This window comes from Streptomyces sp. NPDC057253 (assembly GCF_042669125.1).
Classification (GTDB): Bacteria; Actinomycetota; Actinomycetes; order Streptomycetales; family Streptomycetaceae; genus Streptomyces.
On record NZ_JBHUXV010000145.1, the window covers coordinates 1 to 20,651 of the forward strand.

A 20,651-nucleotide genomic window follows, 5' to 3' on the forward strand; every position below is an offset into this window, starting at 1 on the left:
CCCTCCAGACGGCGGCCACTCTCGGCTTCACTCGCGTCGGGCTTCAGTCGGCCCGCGCCGACGAGCCCGCCGCGGTCGAGTCCGCACCCGCCATCGTCGTCGGCTCCGGCTACGGAGCCGCCGTCGCCGCCCTCCGCCTCGGCCAGGCCGGCATCCGCACCCTCGTCCTGGAGATGGGCCGGCTCTGGAACACCGCCGGCCCCGACGGCAAGGTCTTCTGCAACACCGCCAACCCCGACCAGCGCTCCATGTGGTTCCGCACCCGCACCGAGGCCCCGCTGGCCACCTTCCTGTGGCTGGACGTCGTCAACAAGGACATCAGCCCCTACCCGGGCGTCCTGGACCGGGTCCGCTTCTCCAACATGTCCGTCTTCGTGGGCCGCGGGGTCGGCGGCGGCTCCCTGGTCAACGGCTCGATGGCGGTCACCCCGCTCCAGTCCTACTTCGCCGAGCAGTTCCCGACCGTCGACACCGCCGAGATGTACGCCACGTACTTCCCGCGCGCCCGCGCCATGCTCGGCGTCAACACCATCGACCCGGCCTGGTTCGAGTCGACCGAGTGGTACAAGTTCAGCCGGGTCTCCCGCAAGCACGCCACCAACACCGGCCTGAAGACCACCTTCGTGCCCAGCGTCTACGACTTCGGCTACATGCAGCGCGAGGCCGCCGGCACCGCCACCAAGTCCGCCCTCGGACAGGAGGTCATCTACGGCAACAACTTCGGCAAGAAGAGCCTCGACAAGACCTATCTCGCCGCCGCGCTCGGCACCGGCAACGTCACCATCCACACCCTGGAGAAGGTCACCGGGATCAGCCGGGCGAGCGACGGCAGCTGGGTGCTGACCGCCGACCGCATCGACTACACCGGCGCGGTCGTGGAGACCAAGCAGTACGGCTGCACCTATCTGTTCCTCGGCGGCGGCAGCCTCGGCACCAGTGAACTCCTGCTCCGGTCACGGCAGTCGGGGACCCTCCCGGCGCTGGACGCGAGCGTCGGGGCGGGCTGGGGGCCCAACGGCAACACCATGCTCGGGCGGGCCAACCACCTGTGGGACACCGTCGGCGCCAACCAGTCGACCATGCCGGTCATGGGCATCGACGACTGGGCCAACGCCGACAACCCCGTCTTCGCCGAGATCGCGCCTTTACCCACGGGACTGGAGCACTGGGTCAGCCTGTACCTGGCGATCACCAAGAACCCGCAGCGCGCCAGGTTCTCCTACGGCAGCGGCGGGCTGGGGCTCGACTGGAGCGCCGCGCAGAGCGCCGTCTCCTCCGGCATGGCCAAGAAGCTCTTCGACCGGATCAACTCCGCCAACTCGACCATCTACCGGTACGACCTCTTCGGCTCCCCGAGCAGGGTCTTCGCCGACGACTTCACCTACCACCCGCTGGGCGGCTGTGTGTTGGGCAAGGCCACCGACAACTACGGGCGGGTGAAGGGCTATTCGAAGCTGTACGTCACCGACGGCTCGCTGATCCCCGGCAACATCGGGGTGAATCCGTTCGTCACCATCACCGCGCTCGCCGAACGCACGATGGCGCGGGTCCTCGCCGAGGACACCGCGCCATGACGCTCCGTCAGGAGGTGTGCTACTTCGCGTAGATCGCCTCGATCTCGGCAGCGAAGTCCTTCGCCACCACATTGCGCTTGAGCTTCAGGGACGGCGTGAGGTGGCCCGTCTCCTCCGTGAACTGGGAGGACAGAATGCGGAACTTCCGCACCGATTCCGCCTTCGACACCGCGGCGTTGCCGTCGTCGACCGCGGCCTGGATCGCCGCGTTCAGGTCCGCGTCCCCGGCCAGCGACGCCGCGGTGGAACCCGCCGGCTTGCCGTGCTCCTCGGCCCAACGGCCCAGGAACTCCTCGTCGATGGTGACCAGCGCGCCCACGAAGGGACGCCCGTCGCCGACGACCATGCACTCCGCGACCAGCGCGTGCGCCCGGATGCGGTCCTCGATCACGGCCGGGGCGACGTTCTTGCCGCCCGCGGTGACGATGATCTCCTTCTTGCGGCCGGTGATCCTGAGGTAGCCGTCCTCGTCGAGGGTGCCGATGTCACCGGTGTGGAACCAGCCGTCGGTGAGCGCCTCGGCCGTGGCGGCCTCGTTGTTCCAGTAGCCCTTGAACAGGTGCTCGCCGTGCAGCAGCACCTCCCCGTCGTCCGCGATCCGGATCACCGAGCCCGGCAGCGGCTGCCCGACCGTGCCGATCTTCGTGCGGTCCCAGGGGTTGAACGCGGTCGCCGCACAGGACTCGGTCAGGCCGTAGCCCTCCAGGACCGTGAAGCCGATGCCGCGGAAGAAGTGGCCCAGGCGCTCGCCGAGCGGGGCGCCGCCGGAGATGGCGTACTCGCCCCGGCCGCCCAGCACGGCCCGCAGCTTGCTGTAGACCAGCTTGTCGAAGGTCTTGTACTTGATCTTCAGGCCGAGCGACGGACCCGACGGGGTGTCCAGGGCCCTGCTGTAGGCGATCGCGGTGTCGGCGGCCTTGTCGAAGATCTTGCCCTTGCCGTCCGCCTGCGCCTTGGCGCGCGCCGAGTTGTAGACCTTCTCGAAGACCCGCGGGACACCGAGGATCAACGTCGGCCGGAAGGACGCCAGTTCGTCGGTGAGCTGCTTGATGTCCGGGACCATGCCCAGCTTGATCGGCGCCATCATGGGCGCGATCTGCACGAGTCTGCCGAAGACGTGCGCGAGCGGCAGGAACAGCAGGACCGAGCACTCGCCGGTGCGGAACAGCGGGCGCAGCCGCTCCACGATGTTGCCGCACTCCGCGAAGAAGCTGCGGTGGGTCAGCACACAGCCCTTGGGCCGCCCGGTGGTGCCGGAGGTGTAGACGATGGTCGCGGGGTCGTCGGCCTTCGCCAGCGAGCTGCGCTCGTCGACGGCCGCGTCGCTGATGTCCTTCCCGGCTCGGCCCAGCTCCTCGACCCCACCGCCCTCGATCTGCCAGACGCGCTTGAGCGCGGGCAGCTGCTCGCGCACCGACTCGACGGCCGCGGAGTGCGCGTCCAGCTCCACGACACAGGCGGTCGCGCCGGAGTCGCTGAGGATCCACTGGATCTGCTCCGGCGAGCTGGTCTCGTACACCGGCACGGTGACCGCGCCCGCGCTCCAGATCGCGAAGTCGAGCAGCGTCCACTCGTAGCGGGTACGGGACATCAGACCGACCCGGTCACCCGGCTGGACGCCGGAGGCGATGAGCCCCTTGGCGGCCGCGTGCACCTCGGCGAGGAACGCCGTGGCCGTCACGTCCTGCCACTGACCGCCCACCTTGCGGGCGATGACGGCGACGTCAGGATGCTGCGCGGCGTTTCTACGGACGATGTCGGTGAGATTGCCGTCCGCAGGGACCTCGTACAAAGCCGGAAGGCTGAACTCGCGCAAGACTGCTGCTCCTCATAGGGCGCCGGCGCCACGACGTTGTGTGATGCGACGGTCGGTCCAAGGCTCGGGCAGGTGCTCAGGATTTCAGTAATTGAAGGCTGAGCACGACTGGACTGCCCGGACGTTACCCGCCGGTATGGCTTCTTCGACAGGGGGTCCCGACGAGATGTTCGCTGCGTCACACGGATTGGGGTTCTTGGCGCACAGTAGTCCACCTGCTTACTGACTGGCCAGTAACCGCAGGCCCGGCCGCCACTGTTCACGTATGCCGCACAGGCCTACTCTTGATCGTCATGGCACCCACACCGGCCGGAAACCGGAAGACGCGCGTACACGTGGTCAGTGATGTGCACGGCAACGCCCGTGACCTGGCCAGAGCCGGCGAGGGTGCCGACGCCCTGATCTGCCTGGGTGACCTTGTCCTCTTCCTCGACTACGCCGACCACTCGCGCGGCATCTTCCCCGACCTGTTCGGGGTGGAGAACGCCGACCGGATCGTGGAACTGCGCACCGCCCGCCGCTTCGAGGAGGCGCGCGAACTCGGCGCCCGGCTGTGGAGCGGGATCGGCGCCGACCGGGGCGCGGTGATCGAGAAGGCGGTGCGCAGGCAGTACGCCGAGATGTTCGCGGCCTTCCCGACACCGACGTACGCCACGTACGGCAATGTCGATATGCCGCCGTTGTGGCCGGAGTACGCCGGACCCGGCACCACCGTGCTCGACGGCCAGCGGGTGGAGATCGGCGGCTGGACGTTCGGCTTCGTCGGCGGCGGCCTGCGGACCCCGATGCGGACGCCGTACGAGATCAGCGACGAGGAGTACGCGGCGAAGATCGAGGCGGTCGGCGAGGTCGACGTGCTGTGCACGCACATCCCGCCCGAGGTGCCGGAGCTGGTGTACGACACGGTGGCGCGGCGGTTCGAGCGGGGCAGCCGGGCGCTGTTGGACGCGATCCGCCGGACCCGGCCCCGGTACTCCCTGTTCGGCCACGTGCACCAGCCGCTCGTCCGCCGGATGCGGATCGGTGCGACGGAGTGCGTGAACGTGGGGCACTTCGCGGGGAGCGGGAAGCCGTGGGCGCTGGAGTGGTGAGTCCGCCCGCGCGGTAGCCTTCACGCTGCACAGACGTGCGTACGCGTGCGTCCCCTTCCTCACCGGACCGTATCTGGAGGAGCCACGGCGATGGCGGAACACACCAGTTCGAGCATCACGATCGAAGCTGCGCCGGCCGACGTCATGGCCGTGATCGCCGACTTCGCCCGCTACCCGGACTGGACGGGCGAGGTGAAGCAGGCGGAGGTCCTGTCGACGGACGCGTCCGGGCGGGCCGAGCAGGTGCGGCTGGTCATGGATGCGGGGGCGATCAAGGACGACCAGGTCCTCGGCTACACGTGGACCGGGGAGAATGAGGTCTCCTGGACGCTGGTGAAGTCCCAGATGCTGCGGCAGCTGGATGGCTCGTACGTGCTGAAGCCGGCGGGGGCGGGGGCGACGGAGGTCACTTACCTGCTGACCGTCGACGTCAAGATCCCGATGCTGGGGATGATCAAGCGCAAGGCGGAGAAGGTCATCATCGACCGGGCGCTGGCGGGTCTGAAGAAGCGGGTCGAGTCGGGGCAGTAGGGCGCGTCTTCGGGTGCGGGTCCGTCGTGGGTCTGTCTGGCTGTACCCACCGCTTTTAGGGGCGCGGGGAACTGCGCGACCAGCCCCCACCGGCCCGCAGCCGCAAGACGGCGCAGCGAGGCACGTCCTCCGCGTCCGTTACGGTTCACCCCTATGCGCACCATCCTGATCACCGGCCCCGGCGGCAGCGGCCGCACCACCGTCGCCGCCGCCACCGCGCTCGCCGCCGCCCGCGCAGGGACCCGCACCCTCGTCCTCAGCGCCGACCGCACCGACACCCTCGGCGCGATCCTCGGCACACCGACCGGCGCGACCCCCGCCCAGGCAGGCGAGCACCTCACCGCCTGGCGCCCCGACGCCACCGCCGGCTTCCGGGACGACCTCGCCGGCTTCCAGGAGCGTGCGTCCAACGTCCTCGACCTGCTCGGCGCCTCCCGGCTCGACCCCGAGGAGGTCACCCCGCTGCCCGGCGCCGAGGAGCTCACCCTCCTGCGCGCCCTGCGCGACGCGGCGCTCTCCGAGCGGCACGAGCTGCTCGTGGTGGATCTGCCGCCCACCCCGCAGGCTCTCGCCCTCCTCTCCCTCCCCGCGGAACTGCGCCGCTACCTGCGCCGACTGCTCCCGGCCGAGCGCCAGGCCGCCGCCGGACTGCGTCCCGTGCTCGGACGGCTCGCCGGTGTCCCGATGCCCTCGGAGTGGCTGTACGAGACCGCCGCCCGCTGGGACACCGAACTCGGCGCGGTCGAGGCCGTCCTCGCCGACCGGCACCGCGTCGTACGGCTGGTCGCCGAGCCCGGCCCCGCCGGCACCGACGCCGTACGGTCCGCGAGCCTCGCCCTCGCCCTGCGCGGCCTGCGCCCCGACACCCTGGTCGCCAACCGTGTCGTACCGGAGGACTGGGCCCCCGGCCTGGTCGCCCAGCAGCGCAAGGCCCTGGAGGAGTGGCAGGAGTCGTACGACGTCCATGCCGTCCCGCACCTCGGCCGCGACCCGCGCGGCACCGACGACCTCGACGCCCTCGCCGTGCCCGGCGTCAACGCGACGACCTCCACCGTCGAGTGGCCCGTCGTCGACCGGCTCGCCGAGGACGGCGTCCTGGTGTGGCAGATCCCGCTGCCCGGCGCCGTGCGCGAGGAACTGGACCTGGTCCGGCGCGGCGACGAACTCGTCGTCACCGCGGGGCAGTTCCGCCGGATCGTCCCGCTGCCCTCCGCCCTGCGCCGCTGCACCGTCGCCGGCGCCGCCCTGCGCGAGGGCGAGCTGCGGATCCGGTTCGCGCCGGACCCGGATCTGTGGCCCCGTACCCCGTGAACCGCGTACGCCCATTCGGGTAACGTCGTAGGGACGAACCGTAGTCAGGAGTCCGTCATGAGCGAAGAGCTCCCCCCGTCCGACGCCGGGGAACACGAGGCGATCGACGAGGTACGGGCGACCGACGCCGACGCGTGGGCGACGGCGGCCGCTGAGGACCTCGCGGCGGAGAAGGCCCGCCGCCGCGCCCAGTACGGCCCGCCCCCGGGCTCGGCCGCCGAGGAACTGCGCAAGCTCGTCGACAATGTCGCGGAGAAGCTGTCCGGCATCCAGTCGCCGCTCCTCGGCGGCATCGCCGGGCCCGCCGCCCAGCAGGTGGTCCGGCAGGTCGTCCAGCAGGCCAAGGCCGCGGTCGAACCGGTCATAGAGCGCAACCCGGACGTCTTCGACCACCTCGCGGCCGCGGGCGGGGAACTCCTCGCCGCGTACCGCTCCGCGGTCCAGGCACAGGAACAGCGCTGGAGCCGTGGTGACGACACCCTGCGCGACAAGGGCGAGGACCCCGGTCCCGAGCGCATCGACTTGGACTGAAACCCTTCCACGGCAGGGCCTCGGGTACGGTTGACCGTAGCGGGGCTCGACCGAAACTGAGGGATTCATGGGACTCACCATCGGCGTCGACATCGGCGGCACGAAGATCGCGGCCGGCGTGGTCGATGAGGAAGGCAACATTCTCTCGACCCACAAGGTGCCGACTCCGGGCACGGCCGAGGGCATCGTGGACGCCATCGCCTCGGCGGTGGAAGGCGCGCGCGCCGGGCACGAGATCGTGGGCGTGGGCATCGGTGCGGCCGGGTACGTCAACCGCCAGCGCTCGGAGGTCTACTTCGCGCCCAACATCCACTGGCGCAACGAGCCGTTGAAGGAGAAGGTCGAGTTCCGCGTCGGCCTTCCGGTCGTCGTGGAGAACGACGCCAACGCGGCCGCGTGGGGCGAGTACAAGTTCGGCGCCGGCAAGGGCCACCGCAACGTCATCTGCATCACGCTCGGCACCGGCCTCGGCGGCGGCATCATCATCGGCAACAAGCTGCGCCGCGGCCACTTCGGCGTGGCCGCCGAGTTCGGCCACATCCGTATGGTCCCGGACGGTCTGCTGTGCGGCTGCGGCTCGCAGGGCTGCTGGGAGCAGTACGCCTCGGGGCGCGCGCTGGTGAGGTACGCCAAGCAGCGCGCCAACGCGACCCCGGAGAACGCCGAGATCCTCCTCGGGCTCGGTGACGGCAGCCCCGACGGCATCGAGGGCAAGCACATCTCCATGGCCGCCCGCCAGGGCGACCCGGTCGCCGTCGACTCCTACCGCGAGCTCGCCCGCTGGGCCGGCGCCGGTCTCGCCGACCTCGCCTCCCTCTTCGACCCCTCCGCCTTCATCGTCGGCGGCGGCCTCTCCGACGAGGGCGAACTGGTCCTGGACCCGATCCGCAAGTCCTACAAGCGCTGGCTGGTCGGCGGCAACTGGCGCCCGGTCGCCGATGTCATCGCCGCCCAACTGGGCAACAAGGCGGGCCTGGTGGGCGCGGCGGACCTCGCGAGAGAGCCGGATCCGATCATGTGACGGTCACCTGATCTTTTTAGGGGCGCGAGGAACTGCGCGACCAGCCACAGCGAACCGGCGGTCGCGCATGCTCCCCGCGCCCCTTCCTCTTGGGCGTAAATTGATCCACATGGTTCCGGTCAAGGTCCTGAGCTACAACATCCGCTCCATGCGCGACGACACCGACGCCCTCGCCCGTGTCATCAGCGCCTGCGCACCAGATCTCGTACTCGTCCAAGAAGCCCCCCGCTTCTTCCGCTGGCGCAAGAAACTCGCGAGGCTGGCCTCGGCCTCGGACCTGGTCATCCTCACCGGCGGCGGCACAGCCGCGGGCCCCGCGATCCTCTGCAACCTGCGGGCCACGGTCGAACGCACGGAAGACATCCTGCTCCCCCTCACTCCGGGCCAGCACCGAAGGGGCTTCGCCACAGCCGTCGTCCGGATCGGCGGCGCCAGGCTCGGCGTCCTGAGCTGTCACCTGTCCCTGCAGCAGGACGAGCGCTACGACCAGGCCGGCGCGCTCCTCGACCGCCTCGCCGGCATGGGCGTGGAGCACGCGATCGCCGGCGGTGACGTCAACGACCGCCCCACCGGCCGCGCCTTCACCCGCCTCGCGGCCAACCTCCAGGACTGCTGGGCGACCAGCCCCACCGGCGGCGAACACACCTGGACCCGCTCGGAGCCCCCGCAGCGCATCGACGCCGTCTTCGCCACCAAGGGCATCGAGGTGCTCGGCTGCGGAGTCCCGCTCGACCTCCCCGGGATCACCGGGACAGACCTGAGGGCGGCCACCGACCATCTCCCGGTCCTGGCCACCCTCAACGTCCCCACCGACTAGACGACCGCGCCCCGCCCGGGGTCGCCGTCGTCCTCGTCGTCCGTGCGCATACGGGTCACCAGCGTGACGAAGCCGCCCAGGAACCCGCCGATCCCCACGGTCGCCAGCCACCAGGTCATCTCCCAGCCGAGCAGCACCGCGATCAGCAGCAGGAGCGGCCCGCCCAGCACCCCCAGCCACGCGAACTTCGCGGTGGTGTCGGCGGCGGGCAGCGGTGGCGGCTCCGGCGGGACGAAGTGGCCCTCGTCGTCCTCCTCGAAGTCGTCCTCGGAGGGCTCGGGGGCGCTGTAGTCGCGCGGTCCGACGCCGGGCGCGAAGGCGACGGAACCGCCCAGCGGCTTGGCGGGCTTGTCGTCCTTCTTCGGCTTCGGGTCCTGCGTCTGCTCGGTGGCCGTCGCGGCCGGCTCGTCGTTGGTCTCCGTCTCCAGCAGCGCGAGATCCTCGACCGACTTGAACGGCTTGGTGCCCGGCGGGTCCTTCGGCTCCTCGCCGTACCCGGCGACGATGGCCGCCCACGCGGCCTCCTCGTCGAACGGGACGCCCTGCTCCTCCGGCTCGTGGCCCTCGCGGTCTTCGCGGTCGGAGTCGTGCTCAGCCACGGGCGGCCGTCCCTTCACTGCCGATGCCGGTGGTGTGCCGGCCGATGAACGCGAGGCTCTCGTCGAAAATCCGCTCCGCGTCATGGTCCAACGTCGCCACGTGGTAGCTCTGTTCCAGCACGATCTCTGTTACGTCCGTGGACGACACCCGACTCAGCACGCGCGCGGTGTCGGCCGCCGGCACCACATGGTCCTGGGCGCTGCGCAGCACCAGCAGCGGCTGGGTGACCTGCGGCAGCTCGCCGTCGACCTTCCGGAAGAAGGTCCGCAGGGAGTGCGCCGCGTGCAGCGGCACCTTGTCGTACCCCAGCTCGACGCTGCCCTCCTTGGCGATGTCGCTGGCGATCCCGGGCGCCGTGCGCACGAAGTGCCGGGCCACCGGAAGGGCGTACGGCGCGAGGCCGTGCATACGGTTCGCCGGGTTGACGACCACGACTCCGCTCACCGCGTCCCCGTGCCGGGCGGCGAGCCGGAGAGCCAGGGTGCCGCCCATGGACAGCCCGGCCACGAAGACGGAGGTGCAGCGCTCGCTCAGGGCGCGCAGCTCGCGGTCCACCTCGGCGTACCAGTCCTGCCAGCCGGTGAGCGCCATGTCCTGCCAGCGCGTGCCGTGCCCGGGCAGCAGGGGCAGGGAGACCGTCAGACCGTGGTCGGCGAGGTGCTGGGCCCAGGGACGCAGCGACTGGGGGGAACCGGTGAAGCCGTGGCAGAGAAGGACACCGGCCTCCCCGCCCTCATGGCGGAACGGCTCGGCTCCGGGGAGGACCGGCACCTAGGTCTCCTGTTCATGAAAGAAGCGTGAGCAAGTCCAGGTGTGGTTCACCGTACGCGACCGCACTGACACCGACCAGGGCCGTCGGTCTGTTTGCCGGAGCTCCGGGTTAAGGTCTGATCGACGGACACAGGAGGCACTCGGTTGTTGTACGGCACGATGAAGGTCGCCATCGGAGGGCCGCTGAAGGTCGCCTTCAGGCCCTGGGTGGAAGGCCTGGAGAACATTCCCGCCGAGGGTGCCGCCATCCTGGCGAGCAACCACCTCTCCTTCTCCGACTCCTTCTTCCTTCCGGCGGTCCTCGACCGCAAGGTCACCTTCATCGCCAAGGCCGAGTACTTCACCACGCCCGGCGTGAAGGGCCGCCTGACGGCCGCCTTCTTCAAGGGCGTCGGCCAGCTCCCGGTGGACCGCTCCGGCGCGCGGGGCGCGGGGGAGGCGGCGATCAAGAGCGGCCTCGACGTCCTGGAGCGCGGCGAGCTGTTCGGCATCTACCCCGAGGGCACCCGCTCGCCCGACGGGCGCCTGTACCGCGGCAAGCCCGGCGGCCTCGCGCGCGTGGCGCTCGCCAGCGGCGCCCCGGTCATCCCGGTCGCCATGATCGACACCGAGAAGATCCAGCCGCCCGGCAAGGTCATGCCCAAGCTGATGCGCCCCGGCATCCGCATCGGCGAGCCCCTGGACTTCAGCCGCTACCAGGGCATGGAGCACGACCGCTTCGTGCTGCGCGCGGTGACCGACGAGGTCATGTACGAGATCATGAAGCTCTCCGGCCAGGAGTACGTCGACATCTACGCGACGGCCGCCAAGCGGCAGATCGCGGAGGCGGCCAAGGCGGAGAAGGCCGCCAAGGCGGCTGCCGCGAAGGCCGAAGCCGCTGACAAGGACGAGCCCGGGACCTGAGCGTCCTAGGATCCTGGGACACGGCAGTCCGGGCCGGGGGTGGGGGAGATGGCCAAACAGGTACGCGTCATGCGCATGTCCGTCGAGCAGCCGCTGTGGCGTGCCCTGACCGGATACCGCGTGCTCACCATGCTGTACGCGGTCGGGCTCTTCGCCAGCCAGTACGACGACTACGACCTGCCCGGCATCGCCATCGCCTACTTCGTCGTCCTGTGCGTCTGGACGCTCGCCACCCTGCCCCGCGTCCAGAACGCGGCCGCGTGCACCAAGCGTTTCCTCGCCGTCGACCTCACCATCGCGCTGACCGGCATCGTGCTGACCCCGCTGGTCGTCAACCAGCACCACATCGACAGCGGCGGTCCCACCCTGCCGTCGATATGGACCGCCGGTTCCGTCCTCGCCTTCGCCATCAAGGGGGGCTGGCGCTGGGCCGCGCTCGCCTCCACGCCGGTCGCCGCCGCCAACCTGATCGAGCGCGGCCACCCGGCCCGCGACACCGTCCACAACGTGATCCTCGTCTGGGTCGCCTCCCTCGCCATCGGCTACGTCGTCGAGGTCGCCCGTGCCTCCGAGCGCACCCTCGCCCGCGCCCTGGAGATCGAGGCGGCGACCCGGGAGCGGGAGCGGCTGGCCCGGGACATCCACGACAGCGTCCTCCAGGTGCTCGCCATGGTGCAGCGCCGGGGCGCGGTCCTCGGCGGTGAGGCGGCCGAACTGGGCCGGATGGCCGGCGAGCAGGAGGTCGCGCTGCGCACGCTGGTCTCCGGCGGTCTGACGTCGGTGTCCCGGGTGTCGTCGGACGCGGCCCAGGGAGCGGTCGTCCACGTGGTGGAGGACGAGTCGGACGACGACGGCCCGCTCGACCTGCGCGCCCTGCTCGCGCCCTACGCCTCGGCGAAGGTCTCGCTCGTCGAGCCCGGCGCCCCCGTCCCGCTGCCCCCGCCCGCCGCCCGCGAGCTGGCCGCGGCGGTCGGCGCCGCGCTGGACAACGTCGAGCAGCACGCCGGAGAGCACGCGCGCGCGTGGATCCTCGTCGAGGACGAGCCCGACGAGGTGATCGTGACCGTACGGGACGACGGCCCCGGCATCCCCGAGGGCCGGCTCGTCCAGGCCGAGGGCGAGGGGCGGCTCGGGGTGGCCCTGTCGATCCGGGGCCGGCTGCGCGACCTCGGCGGCAGCGCCGAGCTGATCTCGCCTCCGGGGCAGGGCACGGAGGTCGAGCTGAAGGTACCGAAGGTCTCACGGGGGAAGGCAGGACAGCGATGAGTGACAAGGACCCGATCAAGGTGATGGTGGTCGACGACCACCCCATGTGGCGCGATGCCGTCGCCCGGGACCTCGCGGAGTCCGGCTTCGACGTGGTCGCCACCGCGGGCGACGGCGACCAGGCCGTACGCCGGGCCAAGGCGGCCGGCCCCGACGTGCTGGTGCTCGACCTGAACCTGCCGGTGAAGCCCGGCGTCCAGGTCTGCAAGGAGCTCGTCGGCCACAACCCGGCCCTGCGGGTCCTCGTCCTGTCCGCGAGCGGTGAGCACGCCGACGTCCTGGAGGCCGTGAAGTCGGGCGCGACCGGCTACCTGCTGAAGTCGGCGTCCACGGAGGAACTCCTGGACGCGGTCCGCCGCACGGCCGTCGGCGACCCCGTCTTCACCCCCGGCCTCGCCGGACTGGTCCTCGGCGAGTACCGGCGCCTGGCCACCGACCCTGCACCCAGCACCGACCCCGACCAGCCCAAGGCCCCCCAGCTCACCGAACGCGAGACCGAGGTGCTGCGCCTGGTCGCCAAGGGCCTGAGCTACAAGCAGATCGCCGAACGCCTGGTGATCTCGCACCGCACGGTCCAGAACCACGTCCAGAACACGCTCGGAAAGCTGCAACTCCACAACAGGGTCGAGCTCGTCCGGTACGCCATCGAACGAGGCCTCGACGACGAGTGAGGCGCGCGTCACACTGACCCTTCGTCAGGCACCTGCGGCGAAGGGAACTGTCCATGCGCGTCGGAGTACTGACCGGAGGCGGCGACTGCCCCGGCCTCAACGCCGTCATCCGGGCCATCGTCCGCAAGGGCGTTCAGGAGTACGGCTATGACTTCACCGGCTTCCGGGACGGCTGGCGGGGTCCACTGGAGGACGCCACCGTGCGTCTCGACATCCCGGCCGTGCGCGGCATCCTGCCCCGCGGCGGCACCATCCTCGGCTCCTCCCGCACCAACCCGCTGAAACAGGAGGACGGCATCCGCCGGATCCAGGAGAACCTCGCCGCCCGGGAGATCGAGGCGCTCATCGCGATCGGCGGCGAGGACACCCTGGGCGTGGCGGCGGAGCTGTCCGACCGGCACGGCGTGCCCTGTGTCGGCGTACCGAAGACGATCGACAACGACCTCTCGGCCACCGACTACACCTTCGGCTTCGACACCGCGGTCGGCATCGCCACCGAGGCCATCGACCGCCTCCACACCACCGCCGAGTCCCACATGCGGGTTCTGGTCTGCGAGGTGATGGGCCGCCACGCGGGCTGGATCGCCCTGCACTCCGGACTCGCGGGCGGCGCCAACGTCATCCTCATCCCCGAGCAGCGCTTCGACGTCGAGCAGGTGTGCGCCTGGATCACCTCGCGCTTCAAGGCGTCGTACGCCCCGATCGTGGTCGTCGCCGAGGGCGCCATGCCGAAGGACGGCGACATGGTCCTCAAGGACCAGTCGCTCGACTCCTTCGGCCATGTGCGCCTGTCCGGGGTCGGCGAGTGGCTGGCCAAGCAGATCGAGAAGCGCACCGGCAAGGAGGCCCGCACGACCGTGCTCGGGCACATCCAGCGCGGTGGCACCCCGAGCGCCTTCGACCGCTGGCTCGCCACCCGCTTCGGCCTGCACGCCATCGACGCCGTCCGCGACGGCGACTTCGGCAAGATGGTCGCCCTGCGCGGCACGGACATCGTCCGCGTCCCCATCGGGGAGGCCACGGCACAGCTCAAGACGGTCGATCCCAAGCTGTACGAAGAGGTGGGGGTGTTCTTCGGCTGACCCCTACACGGCCGTGCGGCGCAGCTGCCCCACCAACTCCCGGACGACGGCGGCGCCGTTCAGCGTCAGGACCGACTCGGGGTGGAACTGGACGCCCGCGAAGCCGGGACCGCGCAACGCGTGCACCTCTCCGTTGCCGGCCCGGCTCACCTCGATGCCGTGCGCGGCCAGCTCCTCGGCGGTCTCGTCGTCGCAGCGCGCCACGAAGCTGTTGTAGAAGCCGACCGTCTCCGGCCGCCCGAACAGGTCGACCGTCGTCTGCGCGCCCTGGTACGGCACCTCCTTGCGGACGATCTCCAGTCCCAGCTCGGCCGCGAGCAGCTCGTGGCCGAGGCACACGCCGAGCACGCCGTGCCGGTGGTCCCGGACGACCTCGGCGGTCAGGTCGCGCAGGAAGCGCATCTTGGGATCGTCCAGGTCGGAGGGGTCACCGGGGCCGGGCCCCAGGACCACCGGGCCCTCGTGGGCGAGCACGGCCTCCCTGAGCCCCGGCTCGTCGTAGCGCCGGACGGTCACCTCCAGGCCGCCCGAGCGCAGCACGTGCGCGAGCATCGAGGTGAAGGTGTCCTCGCCGTCGACCACGAAGGCGTGCCCGTCGAGGTCGTACGAACGCTCCTGCATCCGCAGCCAGAAGGGCGCGAGGTGGGCGCGGCGCCCGTCCAGCGCGGCACGCACGCGTGGGTCGTCGGCGAGACTCACGCGCGCGTGCTCCCCACGCGGCCGCGACGGCCGTACGCCGAGGGCCGCCAGCACCCCCGCCGCCTTCGCGTGGGTCTCCGCGACCTCGCTCACCGGGTCCGAGCCGCGTACGAGGGTGGCGCCGACGGGCACCCGCAGCCGGCCCTCGGCCGCGATGTCGGCCGTACGGATGAGGATGGGGGAGTCGAGGGTCTGGGCGCCGCCGGAGTCCCGGCCGAGCAGGGCCAGCGCACCGGCGTAGTAGCCGCGGCCGCCGACCTCGTGCCGCTCGATGACCCGGCAGGCGTTCTGCACGGGCGAGCCGGTGACGGTCGCCGCGAACATGGTCTCCTTCAGCACCTCCCGGACGTCCAGCGAGGACTTCCCGCGCAGCTCGTACTCGGTGTGCGCGAGGTGGGACATCTCCTTCAGCCGGGGCCCGATCACGACCCCGCCCATGTCGCCGACCGTGCACATCATCTTGAGTTCCTCGTCGACGACCATCGACAGCTCCTCGATCTCCTTGCCGTCGGCGAGGAAGTCGAGCAGGTGCTCGGGGGTGGGGCCCTCGGCGGGATAGCGGTACGTCCCGCTGATCGGGTTCATCACGACGGTCCCGCCGGACATCCGGACGTGCACCTCCGGGCTCGCGCCGACGAGGGTGCGGTCACCGGTGTGGACGACGAAGGTCCAGTACGCGCCCCGCTCGCCTTCGAGGAGCCGCCGGAACAGGGCGAGGGCGTCGGCGCGGGAGAACCCCGGGATCTCGCCCTCGTAGGTCCGCCGGATCACGAAGTTGGCGCCCTCCCCGCGCCCGATCTCCTCGCGCAGAACCCGCCCGACGATCTCGGCGTAGGTGTCGTCGGCGACGTCGAAGCCGCCGTTCTCGACCCGGACGTCGTGGGACGGGAGCTGTTCCAGCGCCTCGGCGAGCGGGATGTCGTGCCTCTCCTCGGGGATCAGCACCGACAGCGGTGTGCCGTCGTCCCTGACATCGAAGCCGCGCTCGCGGATCTGGCGGTAGGGGACGAGCGCCAGGCCCTCGTCGGGGAGGTCGGCGAGGCGGTCGTAGGTGCCGACCGACCCGAGGAACACCTCGACGGTGTTCTCGTCATGGCCCGGCGTGCGGCGGCGCAGCAGGGCGAAAGGACGGACGTCGTGCAGGAGTCGGGTCAGGTCCATGGGGTCCTCATCGGTTGATCATGAGGAACGACCCCGGACACACCGAAGGCCGCCCCTCGGGCGGCCTTCGCGAAGTCTTGCGTACGCGCAGTCAGTGGGCCGCCGGATGAGCGGTCCACCACCAGTTCTGGGTCGAGTGCGCGAACATGGGCCGCACCTTACCCCATGCCCGGAGAGTGTTCCCGGTGTCTCATTTGATGGGCATGGCGCTGGAGCCATGACACGACCCCGTAATGTTGAGGTCGTGACCGTGAACGCTAAGACCAGCGCGAGTGCTGGCAACACCTGGCGAGACCTGCCCGCGGCGCAGCAGCCCGAGTACCCCGACACCGAGGCTCTGCGCGCAGTGATCGCGGACCTCGAGTCGTATCCGCCGCTCGTCTTCGCGGGCGAGTGCGACCAGCTGCGCGCCCGGATGGCGGCCGTCGCCAAGGGAGAGGCGTTCCTCCTCCAGGGCGGCGACTGCGCCGAGGCCTTCGACGCGGTGTCCGCCGACCACATCCGCAACAAGCTCAAGACGCTGCTCCAGATGGGCGCCGTGCTGACGTACGCCGCCTCGGTACCGGTCGTCAAGGTCGGCCGTATCGCCGGTCAGTACTCCAAGCCCCGCTCCAAGGGCACCGAGACCCGCGACGGCGTGACCCTGCCGACCTACCGCGGCGACTCCGTCAACGGCTTCGAGTTCAACGAGAAGGCCCGGATCCCGGACCCCGAGCGCCTGAAGCGGATGTACAACGCGTCGGCCTCCACGCTCAACCTGGTGCGCGCCTTCACCACCGGCGGCTACGCCGACCTGCGCCAGGTGCACGCCTGGAACCAGGACTTCGTGAAGTCGTCCCCCTCCGGCCAGCGCTACGAGCAGCTCGCCCGGGAGATCGACCAGGCGCTGAACTTCATGCGGGCCTGCGGGACCGACCCGGAGGAGTTCAAGACCGTCGAGTTCTACTCCTCGCACGAGGCGCTGCTGCTGGACTACGAGTCGGCGCTCACCCGCGTCGACTCGCGCACCGGGCGGCTGTACGACGTCTCCGCGCACATGGTGTGGATCGGTGAGCGCACCCGGCAGCTGGACCACGCGCACATCGAGTTCGCCTCGCAGATCCGCAACCCGATCGGGATCAAGCTCGGCCCGACGACGACGGCCGAGGAGGCGCTCCAGTACATCGAGCGCCTGGACCCGGACCGGGAGCCGGGCCGGCTGACCTTCATCGTTCGCATGGGCGCCGACAAGGTCCGCGACAAGCTGCCCGAGCTGGTCGAGAAGGTCACCGCCTCCGGCGCGACCGTCGCCTGGATCACCGACCCGATGCACGGCAACACCTACGAGGCGGCCTCCGGCCACAAGACCCGCCGCTTCGACGACGTGCTCGACGAGGTCAAGGGCTTCTTCGAGGTCCACAAGGGCCTCGGCACCCACCCGGGCGGCATCCATGTCGAGCTCACCGGTGACGACGTCACCGAGTGCGTGGGCGGCGGCGACGAGATCTTTGTCGACGATCTGCACCAGCGCTACGAGACGGCCTGCGACCCGCGGCTGAACCGCAGCCAGTCGCTCGACCTGGCGTTCCTCGTGGCGGAGATGTACCGGGACCAGTGAGTCGCTGAGACGGCGGTGGGGCGCGGATCACATACGATCCGCGCCCCACACCACTTTTGCGCTCACCCGGCGCCGGGTAAGGTTAGGTTAGCCTTATCGATCCCGGCGGGAGGTGAATCCGCGTGTACGTCTGCAGCTGCTTCGGTGTGACCGAGACGCAGGTCAAGCAACACGCGGAGAACGGCGCCTGCACGCCGCGCCAGATCGCCTCCGCCTGCAAGGCGGGCACCGACTGCGGTTCGTGCGTACGGCGCATCCAGGCGATCCTGGGCCGGGGCGCGTGCCCGCGTCCCGAACTGGTCGAGCGTCCTGAACTCGTAGCGAGCTCTGAACGCGTCGCGAGTCCTGAACTCGCCGGACTGGACGAGGCCGCCTAGCTCTCCGGCTGCTCGATCAGCTGCGCGATGTAGAGCGCCTCGCCGAGCTTCTCCAGCAGCTCCAGCTGCGTGTCGAGGTAGTCGATGTGGTGCTCCTCGTCCTCGAGGATCGACTCGAAGATGTTCGCCGACGTGATGTCGCCCTTGGCGCGCATCACCTCGATGCCGCGCTTGAGACGGTCGATCGCCTCGACCTCGACCTGCCGGTCGGCCTCGAACATCTCCTTGACGGTCTGGCCCACGCGGACGTGGAACAGCCGCTGGTAGTTCGGCAGTCCCTCCAGGAAGAGAATGCGGTCGGTGAGCACCTCGGCGTGCTTCATCTCGTCGAACGACTCGTGCCGCGTGTACTTCGCGAGCTTCGTCCAGCCGAAGTTCTCCTGCATCTTCGCGTGCAGGAAGTACTGGTTGATCGCGGTGAGCTCGCCCGTGAGCTGCTCGTTGAGGAATTCGATGACCTCGGGGTCGCCCTGCATCGCAGAGGCTCCTTCCAACCGTGGGGAACTGGCAGGTTGCGCCGCATCCTTGCACCGGTGAGGAAGATCGTCCAGTAAGTCTTCACTTAGTAAGTAAGGGCATGCTTAGTCCATTTTGGTATGGATTAGGAGGTGCCTGGTCAGGTGCATCCCCTCGGGTCTGTCAGGATGGAAGGCATGGGTCAGCCGGTGGAGCGCGAGGGTGGAGCAGCGGCGCACTCCGAGCTCCCGCCGGGGCAGCGGCTCCAGCGCGGCTGGCCGGTCACGCACTACGGCCCGGTGCCCAAGTTCCGGCCCGAGCGCTGGGAGTTCCGGGTCTTCGGCGCCACCGCGGACGGCGAGAAGCAGTGCTGGAACCACGAGGAGTTCACGGCGCTGCCGTACGCCGGCGTCATGGGCGATCTGCACTGCGTGACGAAGTTCAGCATGCTCGGCTCCGAGTGGGGCGGCATCCTCGCCCGCACCATCCTGGAGCTCGCCCCGCCCGCGCCCGCCGTGACCCATGTGATGGTCTGGGCCGAGTACGGCTTCAGCTCCAACCTCCGTCTGGCCGACTTCGCGTCCGAGCGCACGATCTTCGCCACCCACAAGGACGGCGAGCTGCTGACCGCGGAACACGGCTTCCCGCTCCGCCTGGTCGTGCCTCATCTGTACGCCTGGAAGGGGCCCAAGTGGGTCCGTGGCGTGGAGTACATGACCGCCGACCGCCGCGGCTTCTGGGAGGAGCGTGGCTATCACAACGTCGGCGACCCCTGGAAGGAGCAGCGCTACTCCTACCAGGAGGAGCCGGGGGACGGCCCGGAGCTGTGAGCTCCGTCAGTGCGCGTGGTGCTGGTGCACCACGGCGTGTCCCTTGCCGCGGCCGATCATCCACTTGTTGACCGGCACGGTCACGACGAACGCGATGGCCAGCGAGATCGCCAGCGAGGCCCAGAACAGCAGGTCGGCGAGTTCCGCGTCCATCGCGTCGGGCCACACCGCGATCAAGCCGTTGTCGATCAGCTCCATCACTGCGATCGACAGCGTGTCCGCGGCCAGCGCCACCCGCAGCGCCGCCCGGAACCCCATGCCGGCCTTCAGGACGCCGCGCAGCGTGAGGGAGTAGCCGAAGAAGAACGCCAGGACGATCGCGAGCACGGTCGTGGGAACGTTCCCCCATCCCAGCGCGGTACCGATGACCATGCCGAGAACCTCACCGATGGCGCAGCCGGTGAGACAGTGGAGGGTGGCCTGGACCGCCGTGGTCCAGCCGGATGTCTGGTGCTGCACGAGGCCCCCAACGTCAGGTACGGATCCTGCACTGCCAGGAACCGTATACCCCCTAGGGGTATTCCTCAACGTCTTACGCGTCCCGGAGTTTCTTCAGCCGCTCCACGTCCGCCGCGTGGCCCTCCTTGCCGCCGGGGGTCTCGATGATCAGGGGGACGCCCTCGGTGGCGGGGTGGGTCATCAGGGCGCGGAAGGGGTCCTCGCCGATGTGGCCGGAGCCGATGTTCTCGTGGCGGTCCTTGTGGGCGCCGACCACGTCCTTGGAGTCGTTGGCGTGGATCAGCTTCAGACGGCCCTCGCCGACCGTGTCCACCAGCAGGTCCAGCGTCTGGTGCATGCCGCTCGGGCCCGTCAGGTCGTGGCCGGCCGCGAAGATGTGGCAGGTGTCCAGGCACACGCCCAGCTTCGGGTGGGCGTCCAGCGCCTCGAAGTACGGCCCGAAGTCCCAGGTCCGTGAGCAGAGCGAGGAGCCCTGGCCGGCTGTGGACTCCAGGAGCAGGTACGGGTCGTCGTCGTGGGTGAGCTCGTCGAGCAGCGGCAGCAGGTGCTCGCGGACCTGCTTGAGGGCCACGGACCGGTCCCGGCCGCCGGTGGCGCTGCCGGTGTGCACGACGACCCCGAGCGCGCCGATATCGCGTCCGCGGCGCAGGGAGTGCCGGAGCGAGTCGACGGACTTCTCGACGGTCGCCTCGGTGTGGGAGCCGAAGTTGATCAGGTACGGGGCGTGGACGTAGGCCGGGATCCGCTCCTCGGTGCAGACCTGGCGGAACGCCTCGTCCTGCTTCGGGTTCCCGGCGGGGGTGGCCCAGCCGCGCGGGTTGGCGACGAAGACCTGCACCGTCTCCGCGTCGAGGTCACGGGCGTAGGAGAGGCCCACGGAATGCAGGCCGCCGGCCACGGGGACATGGCCGCCGACGGGGTTGCGCTGAGTTGTCACCGGTCAAGGGTGCCATTGCCTGCGGCGGGCTGTGCCGGGCGCCTACTGATGTGCCGCGGATGGCCGTCGCGCGGGTGCGGGCCGGTGGGGGCTGGTCGCGCAGTTCCCCGCGCCCCTTGAGGTAGGTGCACTGGACGCGTCTCTCAGGGG

The 20,651-nt window shown here is 70.3% G+C and carries 22 protein-coding genes; 14 read left to right on the top strand and 8 right to left on the bottom strand.

Features of this window, described 5'->3' with window-relative positions; translation table 11 throughout:
• The coding region (locus tag ACFULQ_RS42610) for a GMC oxidoreductase (protein ID WP_383555322.1) at nt 1-1,574 on the top strand (1,574 nt) is incomplete at its 5' end.
• Between the two features lie 19 nt (nt 1,575-1,593).
• Here ACFULQ_RS42610 and ACFULQ_RS42615 read toward each other — a convergent pair.
• Nucleotides 1,594-3,390 carry an AMP-dependent synthetase/ligase gene (locus tag ACFULQ_RS42615; RefSeq protein ID WP_383555324.1) on the bottom strand — a complete coding sequence of 599 codons (1,797 nt, stop codon included), beginning with the start codon at nt 3,388-3,390 and terminating at the stop codon, nt 1,594-1,596.
• A 293-nt stretch (nt 3,391-3,683) separates the two neighbouring features.
• Here ACFULQ_RS42615 and ACFULQ_RS42620 point away from each other — a divergent pair, with 293 nt between their 5' ends.
• The 6 genes from ACFULQ_RS42620 (at nt 3,684) to ACFULQ_RS42645 (ending at nt 8,692) form a co-directional block, all read left to right on the top strand.
• Nucleotides 3,684-4,481 (top strand): metallophosphoesterase, encoded by a 798-nt coding sequence (locus ACFULQ_RS42620; protein ID WP_383555326.1) that lies wholly within the window; start codon nt 3,684-3,686, stop codon nt 4,479-4,481.
• A 90-nt stretch (nt 4,482-4,571) separates the two neighbouring features.
• Entirely contained in the window at nt 4,572-5,012 is a 441-nt protein-coding gene (locus ACFULQ_RS42625; RefSeq protein ID WP_007381461.1) for an SRPBCC family protein, read from the top strand.
• A gap of 153 nt (nt 5,013-5,165) precedes the next feature.
• Complete coding sequence (locus tag ACFULQ_RS42630) at nt 5,166-6,323, top strand: ArsA family ATPase (RefSeq protein ID WP_383555330.1); 1,158 nt, start codon at nt 5,166-5,168, stop codon at nt 6,321-6,323.
• Between the two features lie 57 nt (nt 6,324-6,380).
• Nucleotides 6,381-6,854: a DUF5304 family protein gene (locus ACFULQ_RS42635; protein WP_383555332.1), complete on the top strand. Its 474-nt coding sequence runs from the start codon at nt 6,381-6,383 to the stop codon at nt 6,852-6,854.
• A gap of 67 nt (nt 6,855-6,921) precedes the next feature.
• Nucleotides 6,922-7,875 carry an ROK family glucokinase gene (locus ACFULQ_RS42640; RefSeq protein WP_383555335.1) on the top strand — a complete coding sequence of 318 codons (954 nt, stop codon included), beginning with the start codon at nt 6,922-6,924 and terminating at the stop codon, nt 7,873-7,875.
• Between the two features lie 109 nt (nt 7,876-7,984).
• On the top strand, nt 7,985-8,692 hold the full coding sequence (locus tag ACFULQ_RS42645) for an endonuclease/exonuclease/phosphatase family protein (protein WP_383555338.1): 708 nt from the start codon (nt 7,985-7,987) through the stop codon (nt 8,690-8,692).
• Here ACFULQ_RS42645 and ACFULQ_RS42650 read toward each other — a convergent pair.
• Together ACFULQ_RS42650 and ACFULQ_RS42655 are read right to left on the bottom strand one after the other, a co-directional pair.
• On the bottom strand, nt 8,689-9,291 hold the full coding sequence (locus ACFULQ_RS42650; protein WP_383555341.1) for a hypothetical protein: 603 nt from the start codon (nt 9,289-9,291) through the stop codon (nt 8,689-8,691). The two genes, ACFULQ_RS42645 and ACFULQ_RS42650, sit on opposite strands and share 4 nt — an antisense overlap.
• Nucleotides 9,284-10,063 carry an alpha/beta hydrolase gene (locus ACFULQ_RS42655; RefSeq protein WP_383555343.1) on the bottom strand — a complete coding sequence of 260 codons (780 nt, stop codon included), beginning with the start codon at nt 10,061-10,063 and terminating at the stop codon, nt 9,284-9,286. The genes ACFULQ_RS42650 and ACFULQ_RS42655 overlap by 8 nt, the downstream gene beginning before the upstream one ends.
• Nucleotides 10,064-10,210: 147 nt before the next feature.
• On the opposite strand from ACFULQ_RS42655, the gene ACFULQ_RS42660 reads away from it, so the two are divergent.
• The 4 genes from ACFULQ_RS42660 to ACFULQ_RS42675 are packed head-to-tail and all read left to right on the top strand — an operon-like array spanning nt 10,211 to nt 13,985.
• A complete protein-coding gene (locus ACFULQ_RS42660; RefSeq protein WP_383555367.1) occupies nt 10,211-10,966 on the top strand; it encodes a lysophospholipid acyltransferase family protein in 756 nt (251 codons plus the stop codon).
• Between the two features lie 48 nt (nt 10,967-11,014).
• Nucleotides 11,015-12,232, top strand: coding sequence for a MacS family sensor histidine kinase (macS, locus tag ACFULQ_RS42665; protein ID WP_383555346.1), 1,218 nt, complete (start codon nt 11,015-11,017; stop codon nt 12,230-12,232).
• A complete protein-coding gene (locus ACFULQ_RS42670; protein WP_383555348.1) occupies nt 12,229-12,903 on the top strand; it encodes a response regulator in 675 nt (224 codons plus the stop codon). The genes macS and ACFULQ_RS42670 overlap by 4 nt, the downstream gene beginning before the upstream one ends.
• Nucleotides 12,904-12,956: 53 nt before the next feature.
• A complete protein-coding gene (locus ACFULQ_RS42675) occupies nt 12,957-13,985 on the top strand; it encodes a 6-phosphofructokinase (RefSeq protein ID WP_383555350.1) in 1,029 nt (342 codons plus the stop codon).
• 3 nt (nt 13,986-13,988) lie between these two features.
• On the opposite strand, the gene ACFULQ_RS42680 is transcribed toward ACFULQ_RS42675, so the two are convergent.
• Nucleotides 13,989-15,845: an anthranilate synthase family protein gene (locus ACFULQ_RS42680; protein ID WP_383555353.1), complete on the bottom strand. Its 1,857-nt coding sequence runs from the start codon at nt 15,843-15,845 to the stop codon at nt 13,989-13,991.
• A gap of 91 nt (nt 15,846-15,936) precedes the next feature.
• Nucleotides 15,937-15,993, bottom strand: a complete 57-nt coding sequence (locus tag ACFULQ_RS42685; RefSeq protein WP_071528813.1) for a trp operon leader peptide — start codon at nt 15,991-15,993, stop codon at nt 15,937-15,939.
• Nucleotides 15,994-16,089: 96 nt separating this feature from the next.
• On the opposite strand from ACFULQ_RS42685, the gene ACFULQ_RS42690 reads away from it, so the two are divergent.
• Nucleotides 16,090-17,442 carry a class II 3-deoxy-7-phosphoheptulonate synthase gene (locus tag ACFULQ_RS42690; RefSeq protein WP_037719500.1) on the top strand — a complete coding sequence of 451 codons (1,353 nt, stop codon included), beginning with the start codon at nt 16,090-16,092 and terminating at the stop codon, nt 17,440-17,442.
• A 122-nt stretch (nt 17,443-17,564) separates the two neighbouring features.
• Nucleotides 17,565-17,819 (top strand): bacterioferritin-associated ferredoxin, encoded by a 255-nt coding sequence (locus ACFULQ_RS42695; protein ID WP_383555356.1) that lies wholly within the window; start codon nt 17,565-17,567, stop codon nt 17,817-17,819.
• On the opposite strand, the gene bfr is transcribed toward ACFULQ_RS42695, so the two are convergent.
• Complete coding sequence (bfr, locus tag ACFULQ_RS42700; protein ID WP_280857044.1) at nt 17,816-18,295, bottom strand: bacterioferritin; 480 nt, start codon at nt 18,293-18,295, stop codon at nt 17,816-17,818. The two genes, ACFULQ_RS42695 and bfr, sit on opposite strands and share 4 nt — an antisense overlap.
• 177 nt (nt 18,296-18,472) lie before the next feature.
• Here bfr and ACFULQ_RS42705 point away from each other — a divergent pair, with 177 nt between their 5' ends.
• Nucleotides 18,473-19,105 carry a sulfite oxidase-like oxidoreductase gene (locus tag ACFULQ_RS42705; protein WP_383555360.1) on the top strand — a complete coding sequence of 211 codons (633 nt, stop codon included), beginning with the start codon at nt 18,473-18,475 and terminating at the stop codon, nt 19,103-19,105.
• Nucleotides 19,106-19,111: 6 nt separating this feature from the next.
• Here the strand turns inward: ACFULQ_RS42705 and ACFULQ_RS42710 are convergent, their stop codons facing one another.
• Nucleotides 19,112-19,564, bottom strand: a complete 453-nt coding sequence (locus ACFULQ_RS42710; RefSeq protein ID WP_383555363.1) for a DUF4396 domain-containing protein — start codon at nt 19,562-19,564, stop codon at nt 19,112-19,114.
• A 73-nt stretch (nt 19,565-19,637) separates the two neighbouring features.
• Nucleotides 19,638-20,501 carry a deoxyribonuclease IV gene (locus ACFULQ_RS42715; protein ID WP_383555365.1) on the bottom strand — a complete coding sequence of 288 codons (864 nt, stop codon included), beginning with the start codon at nt 20,499-20,501 and terminating at the stop codon, nt 19,638-19,640.
• Nucleotides 20,502-20,651 lie beyond the last annotated feature (150 nt).